Source organism: Rhizobium sp. N731, assembly GCF_001664145.1.
GTDB classification, from domain to species: Bacteria; Pseudomonadota; Alphaproteobacteria; order Rhizobiales; family Rhizobiaceae; genus Rhizobium; species Rhizobium esperanzae.
In genome coordinates, this window is the sequence record NZ_CP013601.1 from 169,033 (window position 1) to 193,470 (window position 24,438).

Genomic DNA, 24,438 nt, shown 5'->3' on the forward strand with positions numbered 1-24,438 from the left:
CCGCCTCCCCAAAACGAAAAAGATTTTTCCGCCTGCCCTAACCCATTGAATTCACGACGATGTGCCGCCCTGGGCCGTATCGGAACGATACGGCTGGAAGGAACTTATTAACCTTCCTTTTCTATCCCGGTAGGGTCGTAATTTGTTAGGCATGAGTGAGTAGCGGACGCATGCGTTTTCCCAGAACCAATTTGACGGATGCCGCAGATTTTTCCAGCGGCATTGAAACGGAGCTTCCGGAGGAAAATCCAGGCGAGAGGCCGCCGGCGCCGATCTGGCAGAGCAACTTCTCGCTCGCGCCGAATGTTCGCTTCACCCGCACGCCCGAAACGCTGATCAGCCGCCGCCGCCCATCGAACGAGCCCGTTCGCTGCGAATCGGAAGCGGAGCAGCAGGCGATACGGATAGAACCGGTGGCGGTCGACGTGCCCTTCGATATCTACCTGCCGGAGCCCGCTGAACCTGCCGTAGCGCAGGCGGAGATCGAGGCGCTGCAGCCGCCGGCCGCCGCGGCGGAGGCTCCTACCCTGCGCGTCGCTTCCGAACTGTCTTCGATTTCCGATTTTGCCTTCTGGGAAGTCATGGCCTTCGAGGAAGGCGAACCGGTGCGCGCGCCCTCGATCATTCTTCCGAAGATCGAGACCGCGCCCGAATCAATCACCTCGCGGTTTCGCATAATGGAATGGCGTCCGGGCGCGCTGAAGCCCGCTCAGACCGCTTCCCGACCGGTCCAGCCACCGGCTGCAGCGCCCGCGCCGGTAGCTCCGCGCCCGCCGGCGGCGATTTCTCTGGAAAGGCCCGTGCGTACCCGCGAGGCGGCGATTGCACCGGCGCCGCAGGTCGCGCCCCAGACTGCGCCGATGCCTCAGGTCACGCCGGTGCCTCAGCCCGCCATCGTGCCTCAGCCCGCCGCCGTACCTCGGCCTACACCCCCGGTCGCCGCGGTCCTGCCGTCGCCGCGCCTTGCGGCGAGGCCTGAAAGGGTCGATGCATCGGGTTATGAATTCCCGCCGCGCGCGCTGTTGCAGGAGCCGCCTGAACGTCTCGGCGAGATCATGTCGCAGGAGACGCTGGAGCAGAATGCCGGTCTTCTGGAAAGCGTGCTTGAGGATTTCGGCATCAAGGGCGAGATCATCCATGTCCGCCCCGGCCCCGTCGTCACCCTTTATGAATTCGAGCCGGCGCCCGGCGTGAAATCGTCGCGCGTTATCGGCCTGGCCGACGATATCGCCCGCTCGATGTCGGCGCTGTCGGCTCGCGTCGCCGTCGTCCCTGGCCGCAACGTCATCGGCATCGAGCTGCCGAACGTTACCCGTGAAACCGTCTATTTCCGCGAGATGATCGAGAGCCAGGATTTCGACAAGAGCGGCTATAAGCTGGCGCTCGGCCTCGGCAAGACCATCGGCGGTGAGCCTGTGATCGCCGAACTCGCAAAGATGCCGCACCTGCTCGTCGCCGGCACCACCGGCTCGGGGAAATCGGTTGCCATCAATACGATGATCCTGTCGCTGCTCTACCGCATGACGCCGGAACAGTGCCGGCTGATCATGGTCGACCCGAAGATGCTCGAACTTTCCGTTTATGACGGGATTCCGCATCTGCTGACGCCCGTCGTCACCGACCCGAAGAAGGCCGTCATGGCATTGAAATGGGCGGTGCGCGAGATGGAGGAGCGTTATCGCAAGATGTCGCGCCTCGGCGTGCGCAACATCGACGGTTACAACGGCCGCGTCTCCCAGGCGCGCGAAAAGGGCGAGACCATCCACATCATGGTCCAGGTCGGCTTCGACCGGCAGACCGGCGCGCCGATCGAGGAAAGCCAAGAGCTGGATCTTGCGCCGATGCCTTATATCGTCGTCATCGTCGACGAGATGGCTGATCTGATGATGGTCGCTGGCAAGGAGATCGAGGGTGCGATCCAGCGTCTGGCGCAGATGGCGCGCGCCGCAGGCATTCACCTGATCATGGCGACCCAGCGTCCGTCGGTCGATGTCATCACCGGCACGATCAAGGCGAATTTCCCGACCCGCATTTCCTTCCAGGTGACCTCGAAGATCGACAGCCGCACCATCCTCGGCGAGCAGGGGGCCGAGCAGCTGCTCGGCCAGGGCGACATGCTGCATATGCAGGGCGGCGGACGTATCGCCCGCGTCCACGGTCCCTTCGTCTCCGATGCCGAAGTGGAAAAGGTCGTTGCGCACCTGAAGACGCAGGGTCGCCCCGAATATCTCGACACCGTGACCGCCGACGAGGAGGAAGAGCCGGAAGAGGAAGACGCCGGCGCCGTTTTCGACAAAAGCGCCATGGCCTCAGAGGACGGCAACGAGCTTTACGAGCAGGCGGTCAAGGTCGTCATGCGCGACAAGAAGTGCTCGACCTCCTATATCCAGCGCCGCCTCGGCATCGGCTATAACCGCGCTGCTTCACTGGTCGAGCGCATGGAGAAGGAAGGTCTCGTCGGTCCGGCAAATCATGTCGGCAAGCGCGAGATCGTTTCCGGGCGAAGCGACGGCGATTGATAGACAATGACCGAAGTGCGCAACGCCTCTTCGGTCTCATCTTCTCAACGCGGCCAACTCTACTGTTTCATTGACGAAGGCTGATTTTCCCGCCGGTATAGAAATCCCAATCGCCGTCTGCCTCCGCCGCCAGCCGGCGTTTCAGGTCGGCATAGGCTTTGGCCCTGTCGGGATGGTCTCTGAGATAATCGCGAAACAGGATGCGTTCTTGATGCGCGCGATTGTCGGGACCGCAAAGATAGAGTCTGAAACCATAACACTCGCGATTCCGGGTAAAGACCCAGCGGCCGTCGCCATGAGGGTCGCCGTGAAAGATGAAGTGGGCGGCGCGTACCAATTCGATTGCTGGCGGTAGCGCTTCATCGGATATCGCGATGACATCGAGGTCGATCTTCGGCTTGGCCGCAAGGCCGGGCACCGATGTACTGCCGATATGGTCGATGGACCGCACGAGATCACCGAGCAGGATGGAGACTTCGACGCTGATTTCAGCAAACAGCAGCGGCCAGGAAGGGTCGTAATCGACGACTTTGATGGCGCGCATCCTGCTTCTCTACCGTGGTCAGCGCACTTCGGCCAGCAATCCGTCCAGGATCGCGATCATCTTCTGCTCGGCCTCTTCGAGCGAGCCGCTATTGTCGAGCTCCGTCACATCGTAGTCGCCACGCACGGTCAGCGGGCCGCGGGCGAGCCTGGCCATGATGTCCTCGTGTGTCTCGCGGCCGCGCGCTTCCAGCCGGCTGGCGAGCACGTCGGGGCTGGCCGTGACATTGATGACCTTCAGCCGCGGGAAAGCGGCCTGGAAGCGGTGAAGCGCCGAGCGCGAGCCGTTGGCCACAACGACGTGGCCTCGCGACAGCGCCACCGAGACTTCGGCCGGAATGCCGTATCTCAGGCCATGCGCTTCCCACCAGACGGCGAAGGAGCCTGACTGCTCCATGGCGGCAAAGCCTTGGAGAGAGACGGAAAGGTGATCCTCGCCGCCGGCATCACGGTGGCGGGTTATGACGCGGCGGGCGAAATGCACGTTGTCGCGGCCGGCAAAACGCCGCGCAGCGAGATTCATCAGCGTGTCCTTGCCGGCGCCGCTCGGCCCGACGACGACGACCATGATGCCGCGTTCGGCTCCGGCTGCTGCATGGGGTTCGTGCGGGGTCATGCGACACGGCGTCCCCGGCGCCAGACGGAGCGTGTGACCGGCACGCCGTGCGAGCGGTGGACACGGACGAGATCGGCGCGCAACCCGGTCGCGATCCGGCCGCGATCGTCGAGGCTGACGGTGCGGGCAGGCGTCGACGTCACCATCGCGATCGCTTTCGGAAGGGTGATGCTCTCCACCTCGTCGGCAAGGATGAAGGGTGCGTGCAGCAAGCTGAGCGGCACGTAGTCGGAGGACAGCACGTCGAGCACGCCCATTTCGGCGAGATCGCGCGCGGCGATGTTGCCGGAGTGGGATTTGCCGCGCACGATATTCGGCGCGCCCATCAGTACGCTCATGCCGTGCTCGTGCGATGCCCGGGCGGCATCGAAGCTGGTCGGAAACTCGGCAAGGCGCACGCCATTGTCGATTGCCTCGTCGACATGGGAGAGCGTGGCGTCGTCATGGCTTGCGACCGTGATGCCGCGCTCGGCGCAAACCTTGGCGATGGCATTGCGATGCGGGGTTGAATTGCGCGCCGATTCCGCCTGGCGCTTGGCGACGAAACGGGCGAAGGCCTCGTCGCTCAGGCCCCGCTTCTTCTGATAGTAGAAGATGTATTGATCCATCGTCTGGAACTGTCGCTGGCCGGGCGCATGATCCATCAGCGAGACCAGCCGCACATGCGGATCGTTTTCGAAATCGGCGAAATGTTCGAGTACGTTGTCGGCCGAAACCTCGCAGCGAAGATGGATGAGGTGCTCGGCGCGCAGCCGGCCTTCCTTCTCCGCTGATTGAATGGCGTCGGCCATCTCGCGCATCTCGCCATGTTCGAAACCGCCGTCCTCGTCCGCGCCCATGCGCAGGCAGTCGAAGACCGTCGTGATGCCCGATGTGACGATCTGGGCGTCATGCGCCTGGACGGCAGCGGTCTTGTGCCAGCGGATGCCCGGGCGCGGCTGGTAATGGCCTTCGAGATGGTCGGTATGCAGTTCGACAAGGCCGGGAATGACGTAATCGCCCTCGAAATCTTCGCCGGCTACCGAATTGCCTTCGGAGACGTCGGCGATCTTGCCGTCGCGGATGAGGATCGATCCTGAAAGGATGTCGTCCTCCAGAACGATGCGGGCGTTGGAAAAGACGGTCTCTTTGCTCATATCGTCAGGTCTTTCAGCTTTTGGCGCCGGAAAGCGGCAGCCAGGAATGAACTTTGAACGGGGCGCCGCGCCTCTCCTCGATGAAGACGGCGAGGCCGGAAATTGAAAGCGGCCGGCCGGTGAAACCGGAAAAACGCTCCGCCAGGACCGTTTTCATCGTCTCGGCACGTGTCTCCGGCACCTGGCCGCTCAGCGTCATGTGGAAACCGAAATCCTCCATGACGTAAGGATAGCCCCAGCGTTGCAGATTGGCGCGCTGGCTGTCGCTGAGCCTCTCCGGATTGCGGCGCGCGATATCGGCCTCGGAAAGCGTCGCGCGGAACGGCTCGAAGGATTTTACCACCTTCGCGGCGAAATCCTGAAGAGGTTGATGAAGAGAAGCCGGAACAAGGGCAAAAAAACGGCCGAGCTGCCCGAGCACGAGTTGAGGAATCTCGAAGGCAGGGGTCCGGGCGGCAAACTCCTCGGCGAAGGCCATGAGATCCTTTTCGGTGACGGAAGCGGCAAGCGAAAACGGCGCCTTGATCGTCGCGTGAAAGCCGTAGCGGCGTGGGTCGGCGGTCAGCTCGAACTGCTCTGCCGCACCGAGTGTCTCATGGTCGGGTGCAGGATAGGTTTCGCCGGTGAAAGCATCGCGGCCGAGCCAGCGCGAAGCCGCGCCGGTCAGGGGATCTTCCTTCGGCGGCGAGAAATAGAGGGCGTAGCGCAAGGCTTTTATCCTGGGGATCATCGAAACGGGGAGGGCAATGTGCAGTGATTTGGCGGCGAACCGCAAGCAGGCTCCCGGCTAAAAGATTTCCGTGACAGAATGATGATGGCGGCAGCGCCGCCACCGCCCCTCATCGATCGATCAGTGCGTCTTCGTGCCCATCAACCGGTGGCGCAGCGCGTTCGAAGCGGCGTCGAACAGGAAGACGACGATCAGGATCAGAATGACCATATAGGCGACGTTTTCCCAGTTGGCGTTGGTGCGCATCGCCTCCCAGAGCTTGAGGCCGATGCCGCCCGCGCCGACGGCGCCGATGATGGTGGCGCCGCGCACGTTCGACTCCCACTGGTAGAGCGTCTGGCTGACGAAGATGGGAACGATCTGCGGCATGATGCCGTAACGATGGACGAGCACCGTCTGGGCGCCGGTCGATTTGATGCCTTCCCGCGGCTTGTTGTCGATGTTCTCGAGTCCCTCGGAATAAAGCTTGCCGAGGGTGCCGGTCTCGGTGAGGAAGATCGCGCCGCTGCCGGCAAGCGGCCCGGGGCCGAAGGCGCGGGTCAGGAACAGCGCCCAGATCAGCATGTCGACCGAGCGCAGGAAATCGAATGAGCGCTTGAGGATCTGGTTCAAAATGCGGTTCGACGTGATGTTGCGTGCCGCCAGGAAGGCAAGCGGGAAGGCGGCGAGCGCGCCGAGCAGCGTTCCGAGAAAGGCCATGACGATCGTCTGGAACAGCTTGGTCCAGACGTCGCCATGCTGCCATTCGCTGTTGTTCCAGATGTCATCGAAGGCGAGCGACAGATTGGTCTGGTCGGGCTTGATGCGCGGGCCGGAGACGATGAGGCCGATGACTTCGCCGACCGGCTTGTCAAAGAAGGAGGATTGCGTGTCGAAGATGAAATTCGCCCAGCCGAGGAAGCGTTTACGGACCTTGACGCGGTCGACGGAAATGCTGACGTCGCCGGCAAAGCCGAGATCCGCGAGCACGTTGTCGTCATAGACCGTCATCCAGCTCGGCACCGGCCCGACCACCTCAGGCGCGCCGCTCGAAACGTCGACGGGCACACTGACGCCGTGTGCAGTCACGATCGTTTCGCTCTTCGAGACGGTGACGCTGCGGCCGGTGCCGCTGACGGAAACGGTGATGCTGCCGTCGGGATTGTTGACCACCCAGTCCGGATGCGGATTATCGCCGAGCGGCGAGAAGCGGGGATAACGCACCTCGATCGAGCCGTCCTCCTGGATGCGGAGGTCCGGCTGGACATCGTAGCTCACCCATTGGCTGAGATAGATGCCGACGCGCTCCCAGTGGGCTTCGGCAAGAAGCTTGGGCAGGTCGAAGAACCAGACGGCGTAAAGGCCGTAGAGCAGCGTCGCGATGACAATCATCAGCCCGCCGAAACGCTGGCGGAACGAGCGGTGGAAATATTCCGGATAGCGCGCTTCGATTTCGTGCATGCGGTTGGCGTCGATCACCGTCATGGCGGCCTCAATGTTGCAGGAGGAAAGCGTGCTCGCCGACGAGACGGCGGCGCAGCCATGCGGAGAACTGGTCGACGGCGACGATCGTCACGAACAGCAGCAGGACGAGCGCCACCGTCTTGGCGCCGAAGCCGCGCGAGATCGACAGCTTCAGCTCTTCGCCGATGCCGCCGCCGCCGACGGCGCCGATAATGGTCGAGGCGCGCACGTTGATCTCCAGGCGCAGCAGCGCATAGGAGGTGAAATTCGGCAACACCTGCGGCAGGGCGGCGAAGCGCACCCGCTCCCACCAGTTGGCGCCGACGGCCTTCATCCCCTCATGCGGTTTCATGTCGATATTTTCGGCCACTTCATAGAAGAGTTTGCCGAGCGCGCCGATCGTGTGCAGGGTGATGGCGATGATGGCGGCGACCGGTCCGATCGACAGGATCGCCGAAAACAGGCCGGCGATGACGATTTCCGGAAAGGCGCGCAGGAATTCCATCAGGCGTTTGGTGAAGATGCGCAGCGGCCATGAACTCGTCAGGTTGCGCGCGGCAAAGAAGCTCAAGGGAACAGCAAAGATGAAGGCGATAATTGTCGAGATCAGCGCCACGTTGATCGTAACGATCATCAGCTCGAAATATTCCGGAATGTAGAAGGCGCCCCAGACGTAGACACGGCCCTTGTCGAAATTGAATTCCTCGCCGCCTTTGTCGTTGACGCTTGTTATGTCGAAAAGCGCGCGCCAGACGTCCTTCCAATCCTTGGGGATGAGCCAGCTCAGGAAGTCGAAGAGATGTGGCAGGCGGTCGAAGAAATGGCCGGCATTGCTCTCGTCGGCGAATCGGACGGAACTGACGAAAGCCACAGTGAGGATCATCAGGCCGAGGACGGTGTAAAATCGGCGCCTGGCGACCATCCGCTCCCAGGCGGTGCGGATATCCTGCGTGCTCTGCATGTGCGGCTGTGTATCGGCAATAGTCATGGATGCCCCGCCTGCTACATAATTCCATCCTCAAATCGAGTTCGATTTGAGGATGGAATTATGTAGCAAATTCAAAGTTCGACAGCGTCCTTTACGCGTCTGAAAAGACGCGCGGCGCTGTAGTCACAAAAGAAGGGGCGGCCGTTGCCGGCCGCCTCCGTATTCAAAAGGCGATCAGCCGCCGATGGCCGCCTTGCGAACTTCGACGACAGCATTGTAGAAGTCGTGCTTGACGGGAGCGTAGCCCTTGTAGTCGCCGCCTTCGACGGCCGAGAAGCACTTGTGATCCTTTTCCGGCAGGGCCGTGAAGAAGGCTGCGAGCTTCGTCTGCCACTCTTCGCCGAGGGCGTTGCGCACGACGAGCGGGCCGTTCGGGATCAGCGGCGAACGCCAGACTTCAACGAGCTTGTTCGGATCCACGGCGCCCTTGTCGACTTCCTTGCGGAAGGTGCCGGAGGTGTAGCCGTCCTTGAAATCGCCGATGCCCGACGAATCGTCGACGGCAACGTCGACCTTGCCGTCATAGGCGGCAAGCAGATTGTTTTCATGACCGCCGTTGAACTGGGTCGAGGCAAAGAACTTGTCGTTAGGCATGCCGGTGTCCTTCGGGATCTGCGTCAGCGGCACGAGGTAACCGGAGGTGGAGTCCGGATCGGCGTAGCCGAGCTTCTTGCCTTTGGCGTCCTTGATGGTCTTGATGCCGGAGGACTTCAGTGCGAGGCCGATCGAGTGATAACCCGTCGAACCATCTTTCTGCTGCGTCGTCAGGATCGGCGTAACAGCCTTCGGGTCCTTGAGGTAGACGGAGGCGTAGCCGGAAGCGCCGAGTTCGGCGAAGTCGAGCGTGCCGCCGAGCAGACCCTGGATCACGCCGTCATAATCGGCGGCCGGGAAGAGCGAGACCTTCTCGAAGCCGAACTCCTGCTTCAGATGGTCGGCGAGGCAGGCATAATTGCGCAGGCGATCGGTTTCGTTTTCGCCGCCAAGGATGCCGATGCGGAATTCTTTAAGGTCTGCGGCATTGGCGGCGCCGGCGAGCGCGAACAGCGCCGTTGCCGCAAAGAGTGCTTTCTTCAACATGCGTTCTCTCCTATCGACCGGTGTCCCCGGCCTTCCCGTTACGAAGAAATGTGCCCTTGACGCGGGCGTTCGATCGCGGCCGTCCCGCTCAGAGGCCGGCCAATGCCAGCGGTTGGGCGCCGGCGGATTGATTGTCTGCCCGCTCGGCAGCGATAGTGATGGACGTCGACGTCATGGTTTCGTCGATGCCGGCGCCATCCTTGTCCGTTCCGTAGATTGCCTTCACTGCTTCGGCCGTCAGCTCCGACGGTTTGCCGTCGAAGACGACGCGGCCGCCGGCCATGCCGACGATGCGCTCACAATAATTGCGGGCGGTGTCGAGCGTATGCAGATTGGTGATGACGGTGATGCCCTCACGCTCGTTGATGTCGCGCAGCGCATCCATGACGATCTTGGCGTTCAGCGGGTCGAGCGAGGCGATCGGCTCGTCGGCGAGGACCATCTTCGGGTTTTGCATCAGGGCGCGGGCGATCGCCACGCGCTGCTGCTGGCCACCGGAAAGCGTGCCGGCCGGCTGCAGCGCCGTCTGCTCGATGCCGAGGCGTTCGAGTGCTGCGATCGCATGCACGCGCTCCTCGCGGGTGAAGATGTTGAGGAGGCTCAGAAGCGTCGAGCGGTGATTGAGGCGGCCGAGCATGACGTTGGTGAGAACATCGAGGCGCGGCACCAGATTGAACTGCTGGAAGATCATCGCGCAGTCGCGCTGCCAGTTGCGCAATGCCCGGCCGCGCAGCCCGGAGACTTCGACGCCGGCGAAATGAATGGAACCGGAACTCGGTTCCTGCAGGCGGTTGATCATGCGCAGCAGCGTCGACTTGCCGGCACCGGAGCGGCCGATGATGCCGACCATCTGACCCTGGGGAATAGTGAGGGTGACGGCATCGACGGCGAGCTTGTTTCCGAAACGGCGGGTGACATCCTTCAGCTCGAACATCATGCTCTTCCCTTGCGCTCCAGACCTTAGTCAGCATCGCATTAGTCCCGCTTCATGAACCTCACGTGTCATATTTGTGTAGTTCGTGTCACAATTCACCGCGCCTATATCGGAGGTTTAGCCACCATATCTCGCCAGAAAATCTTCCGCGCCAAGGTTGCGAAAATCCTGCAAGGCTTGGCGCAGCCGGTCGTGTTCCCAGTCCCACCAGGCGAGCCGGTCCATGTGTTCGCCGACCGGTTTCGAAAACCGTTCGCGGATCAGTTTCGCCGGCACGCCGCCGACGATCGTGTATGGCGCGACGTCCTTCGATACGACCGCGCCGGCGCCGATCACCGCGCCGTTGCCGACATTGACGCCCGGCAGGATCGTTGCGCCATGGCCGATCCAGACGTCGTGGCCGATCGTCACCCGGTTCGAGCGCCGCCAGGCGAAAAAGTCCGTCTCCATGTCGGCGTCCGGCCAATAATCGGCGGCGCGATAAGTGAAATGATGCAGCGTCGCGCGCCAGGTCGGATGGTTGGTGGCGTTGATGCGCACGGCGGCAGCGATATTGACGAACTTGCCGATCGTCGCGCACCAGACGGAGCCGTCCTGCATGATGTAGGAATAGTCGCCGAAAGTGGCTTCGCTGATGCGGCAGCGTTCGGAGACCTCCGTAAAGCGCCCGAAAGTGGAGCCGCTGACATCAGCCGTTTCGTGGATATAGGGCTCGATGCCCAACTGGCGGCTCATGCGGCGATCTTCCTCGGCGAGAATTGCTGGACGTCGAGGATGCGGTCGGCGACGGCCTCGCGCACCTCCTCGTCGTGGAAGATGCCGAGAAGGGCGACGCCCGCCTTTTTCTTCTCCGCGATCATGCCGACGACGACGGCGCGGTTTTTCGCATCGAGCGAGGCTGTGGGTTCATCGAGAAGCAGAATCGTATGCTCGGTGATGAAGCCGCGGGCGATGTTGACGCGCTGCTGCTCGCCGCCGGAGAAGGTGGCGGGCGGAAGCTGCCACAGCGCTTCCGGCAGGTTGAGCTCGGCGAGCAGCGCGCCTGCTTTTTCGCGTGCAACGACGATTTCTTCGCCGCGCGCCACGAGCGGTTCGGCCACCACGTCGATCGCCGCCACGCGCGGTACGGTGCGCAGGAACTGGCTGACATAGCCGAGTGTATCGCGGCGAACTTTGAGCACGGTGCGCGGATCGGCGGCGGCGAGATCGACGATCCGTCCATCGTGGCGGATGAGGATCTGGCCGGTATCGACGGCATAATTGCCGTAGATCATCTTGAGCAGCGAGCTCTTGCCGATGCCCGAGGGGCCTCCGAGCACGACGCATTCGCCTGACGACACGGAGAAGGCGACGTCGGAGACGACGGGCAGCCTGATGCCGTCGCGCAGGTGCATGGTGAAGCTCTTCGAGACTTCGGAAACGACGAGGGGCGTTGGCATTGTTTCTTCCTATTTTCTAACGACGGCTCAGACCTGCAGGATCGAGGAGACGAGCAGTTGCGTGTAAGGCTCCCTGGGATCGTCGAGCACGCGGTCGGTGAGACCCTGTTCGATGACGGAGCCGTCCTTCATCACCATCATGCGGTGCGAAAGCAGACGGGCGACGGCAAGATCATGGGTGACGATGATGGCCGAAAGGCCGAGATCGTTGACGAGGCCGCGCACCAGATCGAGCAGACGCGCCTGCACCGAAACGTCGAGGCCGCCGGTCGGCTCGTCCATGAAGACCAGACGCGGACCGGTGACGAGGTTGCGGGCGATCTGCAGGCGCTGGCGCATGCCGCCGGAAAAGGCGCGCGGCTGATCGTCGATGCGATCGGCATCGATCTCGACGCGTTCGAGCCAGTCGATGGCGGTGGAGCGGATCTTGCCGTAGTGCCGGTCGCCGATCGCCATCAGCCGTTCGCCGACATTGGCGCCGGCCGAGACGGTCATGCGCAGCCCGTCGGCCGGGTTCTGGTGCACGAAGCCCCAGTCGGTGCGCATCAGGAAGCGGCGTTCGGCCTCGTTCATATGATAGAGGTCGCGGTAGCTGCCATCGCGCATATGGTATTCGACGCTGCCGGTCGTCGGCATCAGCCGGGTGGAGATGCAGTTGAGCAGCGTCGTCTTGCCCGAACCGGATTCGCCGACGATGGCCAGCACCTCGCCGGGCCAGAGCTCGAAGGAGACGTTCCGACAGCCGATGCGCTTGCCGTAGAACTTCGAGAGGTCGTTGACCTTGAGAAGCGGTGTGTCGGTCATTCTGCAGCCTCCCGGGCCAGCATCTCGCCGGCATGCCCCTGGGCCCGGCGATCTTCGCAATGGTCGGTGTCGGAGCAGACGAACATGCGCCCGCCTTTGTCGTCTAGGATGACCTCATCGAGGTAGACATCCTCTGCGCCACAGAGCGCGCAGGGCCTGTCGAAGCGCTGGATCTCGAAGGGATGGTCTTCAAAGTCCAGGCTGACGACATCGGTATAGGGCGGCACGGCATAGATACGCTTTTCTCGGCCGGCCCCGAAAAGCTGCAGCGCGTTCGATCTGTGCATCTTCGGATTATCGAACTTGGGCGTCGGCGACGGGTCCATGACGTAGCGGCCAAACACCTTGACCGGATAGGCATAGGTCGTGGCGATGCGGCCGTTGCGGGCGATATCCTCATAGAGCTTCACATGCATGAGGCCATATTCCTCGAGCGCATGCATTTTGCGCGTCTCGGTCTCGCGCGGTTCGAGGAAACGCAGCGGCTCGGGGATCGGCACCTGATAGACGAGCACCTGGCCGGTCCCGAGCTTCTCTTCCGGAATGCGGTGGCGCGTCTGAATGATCGTCGCCTCGCTGGTGCGCGTTGTCACCGCGACATTGGCGACCTTCTGGAAGAAGGCGCGGATCGAGACGGCGTTGGTCGTGTCGTCGGCGCCCTGGTCGATCACCTTCAGCACGTCATCGGGCCCGATGATCGAGGCCGTCACCTGCACACCGCCGGTGCCCCAGCCATAGGGCATCGGCATTTCTCTGCTGGCGAAGGGCACCTGGTAACCGGGAATGGCGATCGCCTTCAAAATGGCGCGGCGGATCATCCGCTTGGTCTGTTCGTCGAGATAGGCGAAGTTGTAGCTGGCGAGATCGCTCATTCGGCGGCTTCCTTCATGTCTTCGCGGGCATTGCGGGCGGCTTCGAATTCGCGGCGCATGCGGCGGACGAGATCGAGTTCCGCCTGGAAATCCACATAATGCGGCAGCTTTAGGTGCTCGACGAAGCCCGTCGCTTGGACATTGTCGGAATGGGAGATGACGAATTCCTCGTCCTGGGCCGGCGCGGTGATGTCCTCGCCGAGCTCTTCGGCGCGAAGCGCCCGATCAACAAGCGACATTGCCATCGCCTTGCGCTCGCTCTGGCCGAAGACCAAGCCGTAGCCGCGGGTGAATTGCGGCGGCGCCTTGGCCGAGCCCTTGAACTGGTTGACCATCTGGCATTCGGTGATCTGGATGACGCCGAGCGAGACGGCGAAACCGAGCTCCGGCACGTCGAACTCCACCTCGACCGCGCCGATGCGGATCTCGCCGGTGAAGGGGTGGCTGCGGCCATAGCCGCGCTGCGTGGAATAACCGAGCGCCAGCAGGAAGCCTTCATCGCCGCGGGAAAGCGCCTGCAAGCGCAGATCGCGGGTCATCGGGAATTCCATCGGCTCGCGGGTCAGATCGCCGATCTCGTGATCTTCGGGCATGTCGCCGTCAGCCTCGATCAGGCCCTCCTCGCCGAGGATTTCGGAGACGCGCATGACGCGGCCGGTCTCGGCTGTGCGCTGCGCGGGCGCCTCGACCGCTTCGTCCTGAAGCAGTGAGGGATCGAGCAGCCGGTGAGTATAATCGAAAGTAGGACCAAGAAGCTGGCCCCCCGGCAGGTCCTTGTAGGTCGCCGAGATGCGCCGTTCGATCGTCATCTCAGCCGTGTCGAGCGGTTTGGAATAGCCGAAGCGCGGCAGCGTCGTGCGGTAAGCGCGCAGCAGGAAGATCGCCTCGATCATGTCTCCGCGCGACTGACGCACGGCCAGCGCGGCGAGGGTGCGGTCGAAAAGCGAGGCCTCGGCCATGACGCGGTCGACGGCGAGGGCGAGTTGTTCGACGATCTGCTCGATGCCGATCGCCGGCAGCGAACGGTCGCCGCGGCGGCGGTCGGCAAGCAGACGGTGGGCATTGGCGATGGCGGCCTCGCCACCCTTGACGGCAACATACATGAGCTCAGATCTCCGTTGCTGTGATCTTGGTGGTGCGCGGCAGACAGGCGAAGCGCGTGCCCGACGTCAGCACGATGTCGATGCCGCGCGGGAAGAGCGCACGGTTCTCGGTCCAGAGCCTGAGGAAGGTCTCCGGCAGCCCCGCCGGCGCGATCTCCACGACGCTCTGGATGCCCGGACCCATCAGCGCCAGCCTGCGTCCGCCTTCGAGTTCGGGAAGTTCGATGACGACAGTCGTCGAGCGGTCGGGATATTCCTGCGTGCCTGATGCGAAGAGGCCGAAGGAGCAAAGCGCAGTGCCCGCCTCAATGAAGGCAAAACGCGCATCGGCCTTTTCGGCTGTCAGGGGCGCGCCGGTGTGGAAGCCGAGCCACTCCGGCATGGGGGATTTCGCCAGTCCCGAGGTAAGCCAGACTGATGTGTCGTGGTCGCAAAGGGTGAGCGCGATCGCGCCGGCGGCAATGCCGAGCGGCGCCGGCGGAGCGATATCGGGCGCAACTGTCTGGATGGCGCCGGGACGGGCCATGCCGTCCATCAGCATCTTGAAGACGCTCTGCGCATGGAAAACCGGGTCGGCAAAACCGCCGGTCAAGGCTTCTGTCGCAAGACCCATCAGTTGTCTCCCCGTACCATGGTGAAGAAATCGACGCGGGTTGCCGCCGTCTCGTCCGCCTTGCGGCGCTCAGCGACGGCGATGCGTGCGGCAATCGGCGAAAGCAGCGCCTGTTCGACGAAATCCCTGGTCGCCTCCTCCTGCCAGAGCGCATCGAAGATCGCCGCAAGGCGGGCCTTCTCCCGGTCGGTGCCGAGCGCCTGCGCATGGCCGATGGAGCCGGTCTCGAGCCGCACCGTTGCGCGCGTCACCGTCACCTCGCCGAGATTGAAAGGAGCTCCGCCGCCGCCGATGCGGCCGCGCACCATCACCAGTCCCGTCTCCGGTCCGCGCACCGGATAAGCCACGGGCTTCTGCGGCAACGCATCCCAGGCTGCCTGGAGTTCGCTCCGTTCCGCACGCGCCAGCAGATCGGCGGCGCGTTTGCGCTCCGAGACCGTCTGTGACGCGGCGTCCTTCTTGTCCGCTGATATCATCGCTGCTTTCCCCGAAATGTCTATTGATATAGACAACCATACAAGCTATACCTAGCCTTAAATCGGTGTCGTGACAAGCGTGTGACATCGTGGGGCAAGGCAGGGGCAGAATGGCAGGACTGAAGCAGGTGCAGAGGCAGACAGGTGTGGCGCTCTGGCGTCAGATCGCCGATCGAATTCGCGAGGCGATCGGCAATGGAACCTATGACGAAACGGGAATGGTGCCGCCGGAAACGGTGCTGGCGCTGCAATTCGGCGTTAACAGGCATACGGTACGCAGTGCGCTGGCGGCGCTGGCGCAGGAGGGAATCGTGCGCGCGGTGCAAGGTCGCGGCACGTTGATCGAGCGTAAGGAGCGCTTGAACTTCCCGATCACCCGGCGCACGCGCTTCACCGCCGGCATCGGCGATCAGGCGCGTGAGACGCGTGGTCTTCTGCTCGATGAGGCGCAGGAGGAGGCGAGTGCCGAGGTTGCCCGCTGGTTGGGCCTGAAACAGGGCGAGCAGGTGATCCGGCTGGAAACATTGCGCCATGCCGACAGGCGGCCGGTTTCAAAGGCGACGAGCTGGTTTCCCGCTGAACGCTTCGCGGGGATCGGCGAGGCCTACCGAAAGCATGAATCGATCACCAAGGCTTTCGCCGAGCTCGGGCTGGCGGACTATGTCCGGGCGACGACCGAGGTGACGGCCGCCCATGCTGCTACAGCCGACCTTGCCGATCTGGAACTCACCCCCGGCGCGATCCTGCTGATCGCCAAGGCAATGAACACCGATCTCGACGGCGTGCCGGTGCAATATTCGATCAGCCGTTTCGCCGCCGACCGGGTGCAGTTCACGATCGAGAACTGAGGCCAATAATTGAGGCAAGGCGTGCCGACCGCTTCCGGCGGCACGCCTCATCGAATTAGTGTGCGCCGGACATATCGCCCAGAACTTCCTTGGACGCGACGGTGGAATCCGCCTTCAGCTTGTAGACCATCGGAACGCCGGTCGCGAGATTGAGGGCGAGCACGCCTTCTTTGCTCAGCTTGTCGAGCACCATGACCAGCGAGCGCAGCGAATTGCCATGGGCGGCGACCAGCACCTTTTCGCCGCGCAGCACGCGCGGCAGGATTTCCGTGAGGTAGTAAGGCCAGACACGGGCGCCGGTGTCGCGCAGGCTCTCGCCGCCCGGCGGCGGCACGTCATAGGAACGGCGCCAGATATGCACCTGTTCCTCGCCCCACTTGGCGCGCGCGTCATCCTTGTTGAGACCGGAGAGATCGCCGTAGTCGCGCTCGTTCAGCGCCTGGTCGCGGATCGTTTCGAGATCGGGCTGGCCGACCTTGTCGAGGATGAGCTTCAGCGTGTGCTGCGCGCGCACTAGCGCCGAGGTATAGGCGACGTCGAATTTGATCCCGTATTCGGCAAGTGCGGCGCCTCCCGTGTTGGCTTCCTGAATGCCGAGTTCAGTCAGATCGGGATCCTTCCAGCCGGTGAAGAGATTCTTCAGGTTCCAGTCGCTCTGGCCGTGGCGAACGAGGACGAGGGTTCCGCTCATCAATATGTCTCCGAATGTCGTTATTGGGAAGAAAGCCCGAGCACGTCGAGCATGGAATAGAGGCCCGGCTTCTTGTCGCGCGCCCAAAGCGCCGCCTTGATGGCGCCGCGCGCGAAGATCGAGCGGTCGGCCGCACTGTGCGACAGGGTGACAATTTCGCCTTCTCCGGCGAAAAGCACGGAATGCTCGCCGATGACGGAGCCGCCGCGCAGCGTCGCAAAGCCGATTGTGCCGGCTTGCCGAGCGCCGGTATGGCCGTCGCGCACCCGGACCGATTTCGAGGCCAGATCGATGCCGCGCCCCTTGGCCGCGGCCTCGCCGAGAAGAAGCGCGGTGCCGGAAGGCGCATCCACCTTGTGCTTGTGATGCATTTCCAGGATTTCGATATCCCAGTCATCAGGATCGAGCGCCCGCGCTGCCTGCTCGGCGAGCACGCTGAGCAGATTGACCCCGAGGCTCATATTGCCCGACTTGACGACGCGGGCATGGCGGGCGGCCGCGGCGATCCTGGCATTGTCGTCTTCCGAACAGCCGGTGGTGCCGACGACATGGACGATGCGGGCCTGGGCAGCGAGGCCCGAAAATTCCACCGTCGCCGCCGGCGAGGTGAAGTCGAGCACGCCCTCGGCATGCAGGAAGGCATTGAGCGGATCGTCGCCGATGATGACGCCGGTCGGGCCGAGCCCGGCAATCTCGCCGGCATCCCTGCCGACGTACGGCGAACCGGGGCGCTCGACGGCGGCATGCAAAGTCACGCCCTCGATGGAATGGATGAGCCGGATCAGCGTCTGCCCCATGCGCCCAGCTGCGCCGACCACCACCAGTTTCATCGCAGCATCGCTCATGTCAGTCTCACCAGGTTAGTATGAATCCGAGGCCGAGGGCCTCTGCAGGTTGTTGAGGCGAGCGTAAAGACCGTCGCTGACCTTCGCAAGCGTCTCATGATTGCCTTCCTCGACCACCCGACCCTGCTGCATGACGACGATCTTGTCGGCGCGCACGACGGTCGAAAGCCGATGGGCGATGACGACGACGGTGCGCCCGGTCATCGCCTCGTCGAGCGCCTTCTGCACGGCAGCCTCGGATTCGGTGTCCAGCGCGGAGGTCGCTTCGTCGAGCAGCAGGATCGGCGCGTTGCGCACCAAAGCCCGCGCGATCGACAGCCGCTGCCGCTGGCCGCCCGAAAGCGTCACGCCGTTTTCGCCGACCGGCGTATCGTAACCCTGCGGCTGCGCCGAGATGAAATCATGCGCATAGGCCAGCCGGGCCGCCTCTTCCACCTCGGCGTCGGTCGCTTCCGGCCGGCCATAGCGGATATTGTCGCGGATCGTGCCTTCGAACAGGTAGGGCTGCTGCGAAACATAGGCGAGCTGCTGGCGCAGCGACTTCTTGGTGATGTGGGCGATATCCTGCCCATCGATCAGTATCTCGCCTTCGCGCGGATCGTAGAAGCGCGGAATGAGGCTGATGACGGTGGATTTGCCCGCACCCGAGGGGCCGACGAGCGCCGTGGTGGTTCCGCCCTCGGCGACGAAGCTGACGCCGTTCAGCACGCTTTCATTGCCGTAGGCGAAGGAAACATTGCGGAATTCGATCCTGGCCTGTGTCACCGTCAGCGGCCGGGCATCCGGCAGGTCGCGCTGGCGCGGCTCCATGTCGAGCAGTTCGTAGATCATCCGTGCATTGACGACGGCGCGTTCCATCTGCACCTGCAGGCGGGCAAGGCGGCGGGCCGGGTCATAGGCAAGCAGCAGCGCCGTCACGAAGGAGAAGAAGGCGCCCGGGGCGACATTGTAATAGATCGAACGATAGGCGGCATAGGCAAGCACGCTGGCGACGGCAAAGCCTGCGAAGCTCTCCGTCAGCGGCGAGGTGCGCTCGGAAAGCCGGGCAATCCGGTTCGCCCGATTCTCGGCGGCCGTGATGAGTTTGTTGACCTTGTTCTCCAGTTCCTCTTCCATCGTGAAGGCTTTGACGATGGCAATACCCTGGATCGTCTCCTGCATGGCCCCCAGCACGTGGCTGTTCAGATGCACGGCCTCGCGGGTTGCCGAGCGAAGGCGTTTGGAAATATAACGCAGTGCATAGAGCAGCGGCGGCGCCATGATGAAGACGGCGAGGCTGAGCAGCGGGTCCTGGAGGACCATCACGCCGATCAGCGAAACGAAGGTCAGGAGGTCGCGCACCGTCGAGGTGATCGTCAGGTTGAGCACGTCACGGATGCCGCTGACGTTCTGGCTCACCTGCGCGGCGATATGAGCCGAGCGTGCCTCGCTAAAAAAGCCAACGGAAAGCGTCATCAGATGCGCATAGAGGCGGCGCTGATAGCGGGCGACGATATTGTTGCCGACCTTGGAAAGCGCCACGGCCTGGCCGTAGCTGGCAAAGCCGCGCAGCACGAAGGCGACGAAGATCGAAAGACAGATGATCCAGACGACGTCGGCGCGGCGATTGGCGAAGGCCTCGTCGATGATCGCCCGCATGATCCAGGCGGTGAACGCCGTCGAAAGCGCCACGACCACGAGGCAGGCGATTGCGAAGACATAACCCCAGAGATGGTCGCGGCCGTTTTCAGCGATGATGCGCTTCAGGATGCCGGTGACGGTATCGCTGCTGACGCTCTGCTTTCTGCTTTCCACGGCTTCCAAATATCAAGCTTCCTGTCCGAGACTGAGCGCGTCGTGAACGTGGCGCGCACTTTGGCCGGCTCTATAAAGAGTTGGGACTGGTTTGGCTAGACCGCGGCGCGGCCCGGAGGGACACGCGCTGGCTCAGCGCCGCCAGCGGCGGCCTTCCGTCGATACGCCGAAATTGGCCGGCATGCGCGCATAGGACGAAAGCCCGGCGAGCGCCGCCAGCGGATGCGTCACGACATAGGTGGGGATGGTGCGAAGCAGCGCGCTATGCGGCGCCTTGTCCTCGAAAGCCTGCCGGAATTCCGGTTTCTTCAGCGCCGGGAGGATCTTTTGCGAGATACCGCCGGAGAGATAGACACCGCCGCGCGCCATGAACACCATCGCCATGTCGCCCGCCACGCGGCCGAGATAGGTGGCAAACAGCGAAACGGTCTCGACGGCGGCCTTGTCGCTGCCATCAAGCGCATGTGAGGTGATCTCGGCCGGATCCTTCATCGTCGGCTGGATGCCGTCGATCACGCAGATGGCGTTATAGAGATTGACGAGGCCGCGTCCGCAGAGGATCTGTTCGGCCGAAACACGTCCTTCGATCGTCTCGACATGCGGAAAGATCTCATAATCGCGCTTGCTGCGCGGCCCGAGATCGATATGGCCGCCTTCGCCGGGGACCGGGATCCAAGTATGCTGGGCATGCACGAGCCCGCCGACGCCGAGGCCGGTGCCAGGTCCGAGCACGACGCGCGAGGCGACCATGTCGCCGGTGGCGCTGCCGATACGTTCGCGGTTTTCATGCGACAGGGCGGCGATCGCCAGCGCCTGCGCCTCGAAATCGTTGACGACGAGCACGTCCTCGATGCCGAGGTCCTCGATCATCGTCTTTGGCCGCACCACCCAGTCGCAATTGGTCAGGGGGATCTCGTCGTCGTTGATCGGGCCGGCGACAGCGAGGATCGCCGAGCGCGGCTGCACCGCTGTTTTGTCGAGCACGCCCTTTTGGATCGCTTCGTCGATCGTGGCGAAATCCGCCGTGCGCACGTTCGGAAACTGCTTCGGTTCGGCATAGGCGTCGGTCAGGATGGAGAAGCGGGCATTGGTGCCGCCGATATCGCCGATCAGGATCGGGAAGGGAAGCGGAGCGGTGCTGTGGCTGGGTTTGGGCATGGCCGGTTCCGTGCTGATCAGGCTTCGAGTGTGGGAAGGAGCTTTATAGCGGTCGCGTGGTTGAGTGCCATCGGAATGTCGTAGACGATGGCGAGCCGCATCAGCGCCTTCACGTCGACATCATGCGGCATCGGCGTCAGCGGGTCGACGAAGAAAATCAGCGCGTCGACCTCTCCGGTCGAGATCAGCGCGCCGATCTGCTGGTCGCCGCCGAGCGGCCCGCTTTTCAGCCTGGTGACGTCGAGATCAGGAGCGGCATCGAGCACGCGACCGCCGGTGGTACCTGTCGCGACGATCTTCCAGCGCGAAAGAAGGTCCTGATTGGCGCGGGCGAACGCCGCCATGTCGTCCTTCTTCTGGTCATGCGCGATCAGCGCAAGGCACTTGCTGCCGGCCATGAAGTGATTCTCCGCCCCAACAATTCAATCGATTTGATCGCTTTATACCAAGTATTTGCGATTTGAAAGACAATGCGTCCGCCCCTTCATTGGATCGCCGGCTTGTCGTTCGGGACGGGGCCGACATCCGGCAACCCCTCGTCGTCATCAGCCGGCGCGGCTGCCGGAGCGGCGGCGAACGCGCTTACGGCGGAAGGCCCGCCATAGGTGGCAGCCTGCATCGAAGCGACGGAAGCGGCATCGAGCACGGCAGAGCAGGCCTTCGGCAGGTCGGAGACCATCATCTCACGCGGCGGCTTCGGCGGCTTGGCGCCGGGCTTGGGCGGTTTCGGCGGCGCCCAAGGTGCCGGGGTGAACCAATAGGCGAGCGACTTGTCGCAGCCGTCTCCTGAGGCGACGGGAGCTTGCGGCGTGCATCCGGCAGCACCGGGCGGGCATTTGATGCGGATGTGGAAATGCGAGTCGTGGCCGTATATCGGCCGCAGCTTTCCAAGGTTGGTGCGGTCACCGGTCCAGGTGTCGCACATCTTCTTCTTGATCGCCGGATTGACGAAGATGCGCTCCACTTCGGGATAGCTCGCCGCCAGCATCAAAAGCCGCGCCCGCGATTCCGTCCATACTTTGGGGTTGACGGTGAGGAACTTGTCCTTCTGCAGCATGCTGGTGAAGGGCAGGTCCTCGCGCTCCTCAGCCGTCATGCGGCGCGCCGGCATCGGGGTGAACCAGATATCGGCATCGAGGCCGATCTGGTGCGAGGAATGGCCGTTGAGCATCGGCCCGCCGCGCGGCTGGGCGACATCACCGACGAGGATGCCCGGCCAGCCGGCATATTTGACCGCATCCTGCGAAAACCGTTCCAGGAGCGCGATCATCGCCGGGTTGCCCCAGCGGCGGTTGCGCGAAAGCCGCATCGCCTGCCAGGTCGGCCCGTCGGTCGGCAGCGCCACCGCGCCGGTCATGCAGCCCTTTGCATAAAAGCCGATCGGCTGCGCCGGCCCCTGCGTCGGCAGGCTGACGCCTGCGAACAGCGCCTTGGCGCTGCCGGGGCTCGGCGTTTTCTGCTCGGCGACGACATCGCCGGCGGCAAGGCCGGCCCCGATCGCGCCGGCAAGCGCCAGTCTGCCGAATGTTCTGAAAGCCTGAACGAAGCCGAAAGCCATACTGTTTCCTTGAAGCGCTGCCGAAGTGATTTGCCGCAAATCTATCGTGAAAAGCGATTTTGGTGAATCGATGTTTTGGCTAGCGGCGACAGGCGGCGGCGGTGACGGATCGCCGCAGCGTTGCGGCCGCCTGCAATTCCGATGAGGTCTTCAACCTTGGCGCGGCAAAGCAAGGTCAAAATTTCGCGAGCCCGGCAAAAACCAAACTCTCTCCTGTTTTTCGCCTGTATTTTTCGTATTGTCGAACCCACCAATAATTAGGGGAGAGCGTGAATGGCGGCTTTGTGGTCGAAGATCGGTTTGTTTCTGACGCTTGCGGGAGCCTTAGCGCCGATGACGGCAACAGCTCAGGACCAACCCTTTCAGATTGGCAGCTCGGTCATCAGCGAGATGAAGTACAAGCCGGGCTTTGCGCACTTCGACTACGTCAATCCCGATGCTCCAAAAGGTGGAGATCTGCGTCTTTCCGCCAGCGGCGCCTTCGACACCTTCAACCCTCTGCTGGCAAAAGGCCAAACGGCGATAGGCCTCTCACTTGCTTACGACACGCTGATGAAGCCGGCCGATGACGAACTTCTCGTCTCTTACGGTCTGCTTGCCGAGGGGCTATCCTATCCCGATGACGTCTCCAGCGCGACCTTTCGCCTGCGCAAGGAAGCAAAATGGGCGGACGGTCAGCCGGTAACTCCGGAAGATGTCATTTTCAGCCTGGACAAGACTAAGGAATTGAACCCCGTCGCCGGGAACTACTACCATCACGTCGTCAAAGCGGAAAAGACCGGCGAGCGGGATGTGACCTTCACCTTTGATGAGAAGAACAACCGCGAACTGCCCAACATTCTCGGCCAGTTAATGATTGTGCCGAAACATTGGTGGGAAGCGCCCGGAGCGGATGGCAAGCCGCGTGACATTACCAAAACGACGCTGGAGCCCGTAATGGGGTCCGGGCCTTACAAGATTGCTTCCTTCTCGCCCGGCGCAACGATCCGCTATGAGCTGCGTAACGACTATTGGGGCAAGGACCTCAATGTGAATGTCGGCCAGAACAATTTCCGCAATGTCATCTACACCTATTTCGGTGACCGCGATGTTGAGTTCGAAGCCTTTCGTGCCGGCAATAGCGACTATTGGCAGGAGACAACGGCTGCCCGCTGGGCAACTGGATATGATTTTCCTGCAGTGAAGGAAGGACGCGTCAAGAAGGAAGAGGTTGCAAATCCCCTGCGCTCCACCGGCATTCTGCAGGCTCTTGTGCCGAATATGCGGCGTGACCTCTTCAAGGATATCAGGGTCCGCGAGGCGCTGAACTACGGCCTCGATTTCGAGGAGTTGAACCGCACCGTTGCCTTTAACAGTTACAAGCGCATCGACAGCTATTTCTGGAATACCGAGCTCGCCTCCTCCGGTCTGCCGCAGGGGCGGGAGCTGGAAATTCTGCAAGGCATGAAGGACAAGGTTCCGCCCGAGGTCTTCACGACGCCGTATACCAATCCCGTTGGCGGCGATCCGCAGAAGAGCCGCGACAACCTCCGAAAGGCGATTGCTCTTCTGAAAGAAGCCGGCTGGGAGCTGAAGGGCAATCGCATGGTCAATACCAAGACCGGCCAGCCAATGAGTTTCGAGATATTATTGTCGAGCCCCATGTTGGAGCGCTGGGCAGTGCCTTATGCCAGCAATCTCAAGAAAATCGGCATAGATGCGCGAGTTCGGACAGTCGACGCTTCGCAAGCTGTCAACCGCGAACGCAGCTTTGACTTCGATATGATCTGGAATGTCTGGGCGGAGACAATGAATCCGGGCAACGAGCAAGCCGACTATTGGGGATCCGGCTCTGTCAACCAGCAGGGTTCTCGCAACTACGCCGGCATTGCCAACCCAGCCGTCGATGAGCTCATCCGCATGATTATCTTCGCGCCGAACCGCGATGAACAGGTCGCTGCGATCAAGGCAATGGACCGGGTCTTGCTGGCAAATCACTACGTCATCCCGCTGTTCTACCGCGATACCGTTAATATTGCCTATTGGAACACAGTCACGCATCCTGCCGAATTTCCGGCCTACAGCCTTGGTTTCCCCGATGCCTGGTGGTCGGCCTCGGCAAAATGAGCGGGCTTGCATTAACGGGGCCCTGGGCTCCAAATGGCACGAGCGAATCACGACAAGCCGGCGAGGCCGGCAAGGGAAGGCTGGCGGATTGAGCGGCATTGGAATGAACGGCGTGCAGACAGGAAAAACTATCCCGGAGGCT

General features: G+C 62.6%; 23 protein-coding genes and 1 pseudogene. 3 read left to right on the forward strand and 21 right to left on the reverse strand.

From position 1 onward, the window contains the following. The first annotated feature begins 170 nt into the window (after positions 1-170). Entirely contained in the window at positions 171-2,519 is a 2,349-nt protein-coding gene (locus AMK02_RS00795) for a DNA translocase FtsK (RefSeq protein WP_064800250.1), read from the forward strand. Positions 2,520-2,555: 36 nt separating this feature from the next. Here AMK02_RS00795 and AMK02_RS00800 read toward each other — a convergent pair. The 15 genes and pseudogenes from AMK02_RS00800 to phnG all read right to left on the reverse strand — a co-directional run bounded on the left by AMK02_RS00800 (position 2,556) and on the right by phnG (position 15,296). Beyond that, positions 2,556-3,063 (reverse strand): annotated as a pseudogene (locus tag AMK02_RS00800) (GrpB family protein). Positions 3,064-3,081: 18 nt separating this feature from the next. Beyond that, positions 3,082-3,678 carry a phosphonate metabolism protein/1,5-bisphosphokinase (PRPP-forming) PhnN gene (gene phnN, locus AMK02_RS00805; RefSeq protein WP_064800251.1) on the reverse strand — a complete coding sequence of 199 codons (597 nt, stop codon included), beginning with the start codon at positions 3,676-3,678 and terminating at the stop codon, positions 3,082-3,084. Continuing rightward, complete coding sequence (locus tag AMK02_RS00810; RefSeq protein ID WP_064800252.1) at positions 3,675-4,814, reverse strand: alpha-D-ribose 1-methylphosphonate 5-triphosphate diphosphatase; 1,140 nt, start codon at positions 4,812-4,814, stop codon at positions 3,675-3,677. The genes phnN and AMK02_RS00810 overlap by 4 nt, the downstream gene beginning before the upstream one ends. 13 nt (positions 4,815-4,827) lie before the next feature. Continuing rightward, entirely contained in the window at positions 4,828-5,523 is a 696-nt protein-coding gene (locus AMK02_RS00815) for a DUF1045 domain-containing protein (RefSeq protein ID WP_064805822.1), read from the reverse strand. A 141-nt stretch (positions 5,524-5,664) separates the two neighbouring features. Then, the gene (gene phnE / locus AMK02_RS00820; protein WP_064800253.1) at positions 5,665-7,008 is read right to left on the reverse strand and encodes a phosphonate ABC transporter, permease protein PhnE; all 1,344 of its coding nucleotides are present in this window, start codon (positions 7,006-7,008) and stop codon (positions 5,665-5,667) included. Positions 7,009-7,015: 7 nt separating this feature from the next. Further along, positions 7,016-7,975: a phosphonate ABC transporter, permease protein PhnE gene (phnE, locus tag AMK02_RS00825; protein WP_064800254.1), complete on the reverse strand. Its 960-nt coding sequence runs from the start codon at positions 7,973-7,975 to the stop codon at positions 7,016-7,018. A gap of 174 nt (positions 7,976-8,149) precedes the next feature. After that, positions 8,150-9,055, reverse strand: a complete 906-nt coding sequence (gene phnD / locus AMK02_RS00830; protein WP_064800255.1) for a phosphonate ABC transporter substrate-binding protein — start codon at positions 9,053-9,055, stop codon at positions 8,150-8,152. A gap of 88 nt (positions 9,056-9,143) precedes the next feature. Continuing rightward, positions 9,144-9,989: a phosphonate ABC transporter ATP-binding protein gene (gene phnC / locus AMK02_RS00835; protein WP_064800256.1), complete on the reverse strand. Its 846-nt coding sequence runs from the start codon at positions 9,987-9,989 to the stop codon at positions 9,144-9,146. Between the two features lie 117 nt (positions 9,990-10,106). Continuing rightward, positions 10,107-10,724 (reverse strand): DapH/DapD/GlmU-related protein, encoded by a 618-nt coding sequence (locus AMK02_RS00840; RefSeq protein ID WP_064800257.1) that lies wholly within the window; start codon positions 10,722-10,724, stop codon positions 10,107-10,109. Next, positions 10,721-11,428 carry a phosphonate C-P lyase system protein PhnL gene (phnL, locus tag AMK02_RS00845; protein ID WP_064800258.1) on the reverse strand — a complete coding sequence of 236 codons (708 nt, stop codon included), beginning with the start codon at positions 11,426-11,428 and terminating at the stop codon, positions 10,721-10,723. Before phnL ends, AMK02_RS00840 begins: the two co-directional genes overlap by 4 nt. A gap of 27 nt (positions 11,429-11,455) precedes the next feature. Further along, complete coding sequence (gene phnK / locus AMK02_RS00850) at positions 11,456-12,232, reverse strand: phosphonate C-P lyase system protein PhnK (RefSeq protein ID WP_064800259.1); 777 nt, start codon at positions 12,230-12,232, stop codon at positions 11,456-11,458. Beyond that, complete coding sequence (locus AMK02_RS00855) at positions 12,229-13,104, reverse strand: alpha-D-ribose 1-methylphosphonate 5-phosphate C-P-lyase PhnJ (protein ID WP_064800260.1); 876 nt, start codon at positions 13,102-13,104, stop codon at positions 12,229-12,231. Before AMK02_RS00855 ends, phnK begins: the two co-directional genes overlap by 4 nt. Then, positions 13,101-14,207 (reverse strand): carbon-phosphorus lyase complex subunit PhnI, encoded by a 1,107-nt coding sequence (locus AMK02_RS00860; protein WP_064800261.1) that lies wholly within the window; start codon positions 14,205-14,207, stop codon positions 13,101-13,103. Before AMK02_RS00860 ends, AMK02_RS00855 begins: the two co-directional genes overlap by 4 nt. A 4-nt stretch (positions 14,208-14,211) precedes the next feature. Beyond that, positions 14,212-14,820 (reverse strand): phosphonate C-P lyase system protein PhnH, encoded by a 609-nt coding sequence (gene phnH / locus AMK02_RS00865; protein ID WP_064800262.1) that lies wholly within the window; start codon positions 14,818-14,820, stop codon positions 14,212-14,214. Then, entirely contained in the window at positions 14,820-15,296 is a 477-nt protein-coding gene (gene phnG / locus AMK02_RS00870) for a phosphonate C-P lyase system protein PhnG (protein ID WP_064800263.1), read from the reverse strand. The genes phnH and phnG overlap by 1 nt, the downstream gene beginning before the upstream one ends. Before the next feature lie 110 nt (positions 15,297-15,406). Here phnG and phnF point away from each other — a divergent pair, with 110 nt between their 5' ends. Then, positions 15,407-16,144 (forward strand): phosphonate metabolism transcriptional regulator PhnF, encoded by a 738-nt coding sequence (gene phnF, locus AMK02_RS00875; protein ID WP_064800264.1) that lies wholly within the window; start codon positions 15,407-15,409, stop codon positions 16,142-16,144. Between the two features lie 55 nt (positions 16,145-16,199). Here phnF and AMK02_RS00880 read toward each other — a convergent pair whose 3' ends face one another. From AMK02_RS00880 to mepA, 6 genes are all read right to left on the reverse strand, one after another. Beyond that, positions 16,200-16,835 carry a 2,3-bisphosphoglycerate-dependent phosphoglycerate mutase gene (locus AMK02_RS00880; protein WP_064800265.1) on the reverse strand — a complete coding sequence of 212 codons (636 nt, stop codon included), beginning with the start codon at positions 16,833-16,835 and terminating at the stop codon, positions 16,200-16,202. A gap of 20 nt (positions 16,836-16,855) precedes the next feature. After that, positions 16,856-17,680 carry a 4-hydroxy-tetrahydrodipicolinate reductase gene (gene dapB, locus AMK02_RS00885; RefSeq protein ID WP_064800266.1) on the reverse strand — a complete coding sequence of 275 codons (825 nt, stop codon included), beginning with the start codon at positions 17,678-17,680 and terminating at the stop codon, positions 16,856-16,858. A 15-nt stretch (positions 17,681-17,695) separates the two neighbouring features. Further along, on the reverse strand, positions 17,696-19,483 hold the full coding sequence (locus AMK02_RS00890) for an ABC transporter ATP-binding protein (RefSeq protein ID WP_064800267.1): 1,788 nt from the start codon (positions 19,481-19,483) through the stop codon (positions 17,696-17,698). A gap of 123 nt (positions 19,484-19,606) precedes the next feature. Further along, positions 19,607-20,632 (reverse strand): glucokinase, encoded by a 1,026-nt coding sequence (locus AMK02_RS00895; RefSeq protein WP_064800268.1) that lies wholly within the window; start codon positions 20,630-20,632, stop codon positions 19,607-19,609. A 17-nt stretch (positions 20,633-20,649) separates the two neighbouring features. Further along, positions 20,650-21,030 carry a methylglyoxal synthase gene (locus AMK02_RS00900; protein ID WP_064707596.1) on the reverse strand — a complete coding sequence of 127 codons (381 nt, stop codon included), beginning with the start codon at positions 21,028-21,030 and terminating at the stop codon, positions 20,650-20,652. A gap of 86 nt (positions 21,031-21,116) precedes the next feature. Continuing rightward, the gene (mepA, locus tag AMK02_RS00905) at positions 21,117-22,190 is read right to left on the reverse strand and encodes a penicillin-insensitive murein endopeptidase (RefSeq protein WP_064800269.1); all 1,074 of its coding nucleotides are present in this window, start codon (positions 22,188-22,190) and stop codon (positions 21,117-21,119) included. Positions 22,191-22,463: 273 nt separating this feature from the next. On the opposite strand from mepA, the gene AMK02_RS00910 reads away from it, so the two are divergent. After that, complete coding sequence (locus AMK02_RS00910) at positions 22,464-24,296, forward strand: extracellular solute-binding protein (protein ID WP_064800270.1); 1,833 nt, start codon at positions 22,464-22,466, stop codon at positions 24,294-24,296. Positions 24,297-24,438 lie beyond the last annotated feature (142 nt).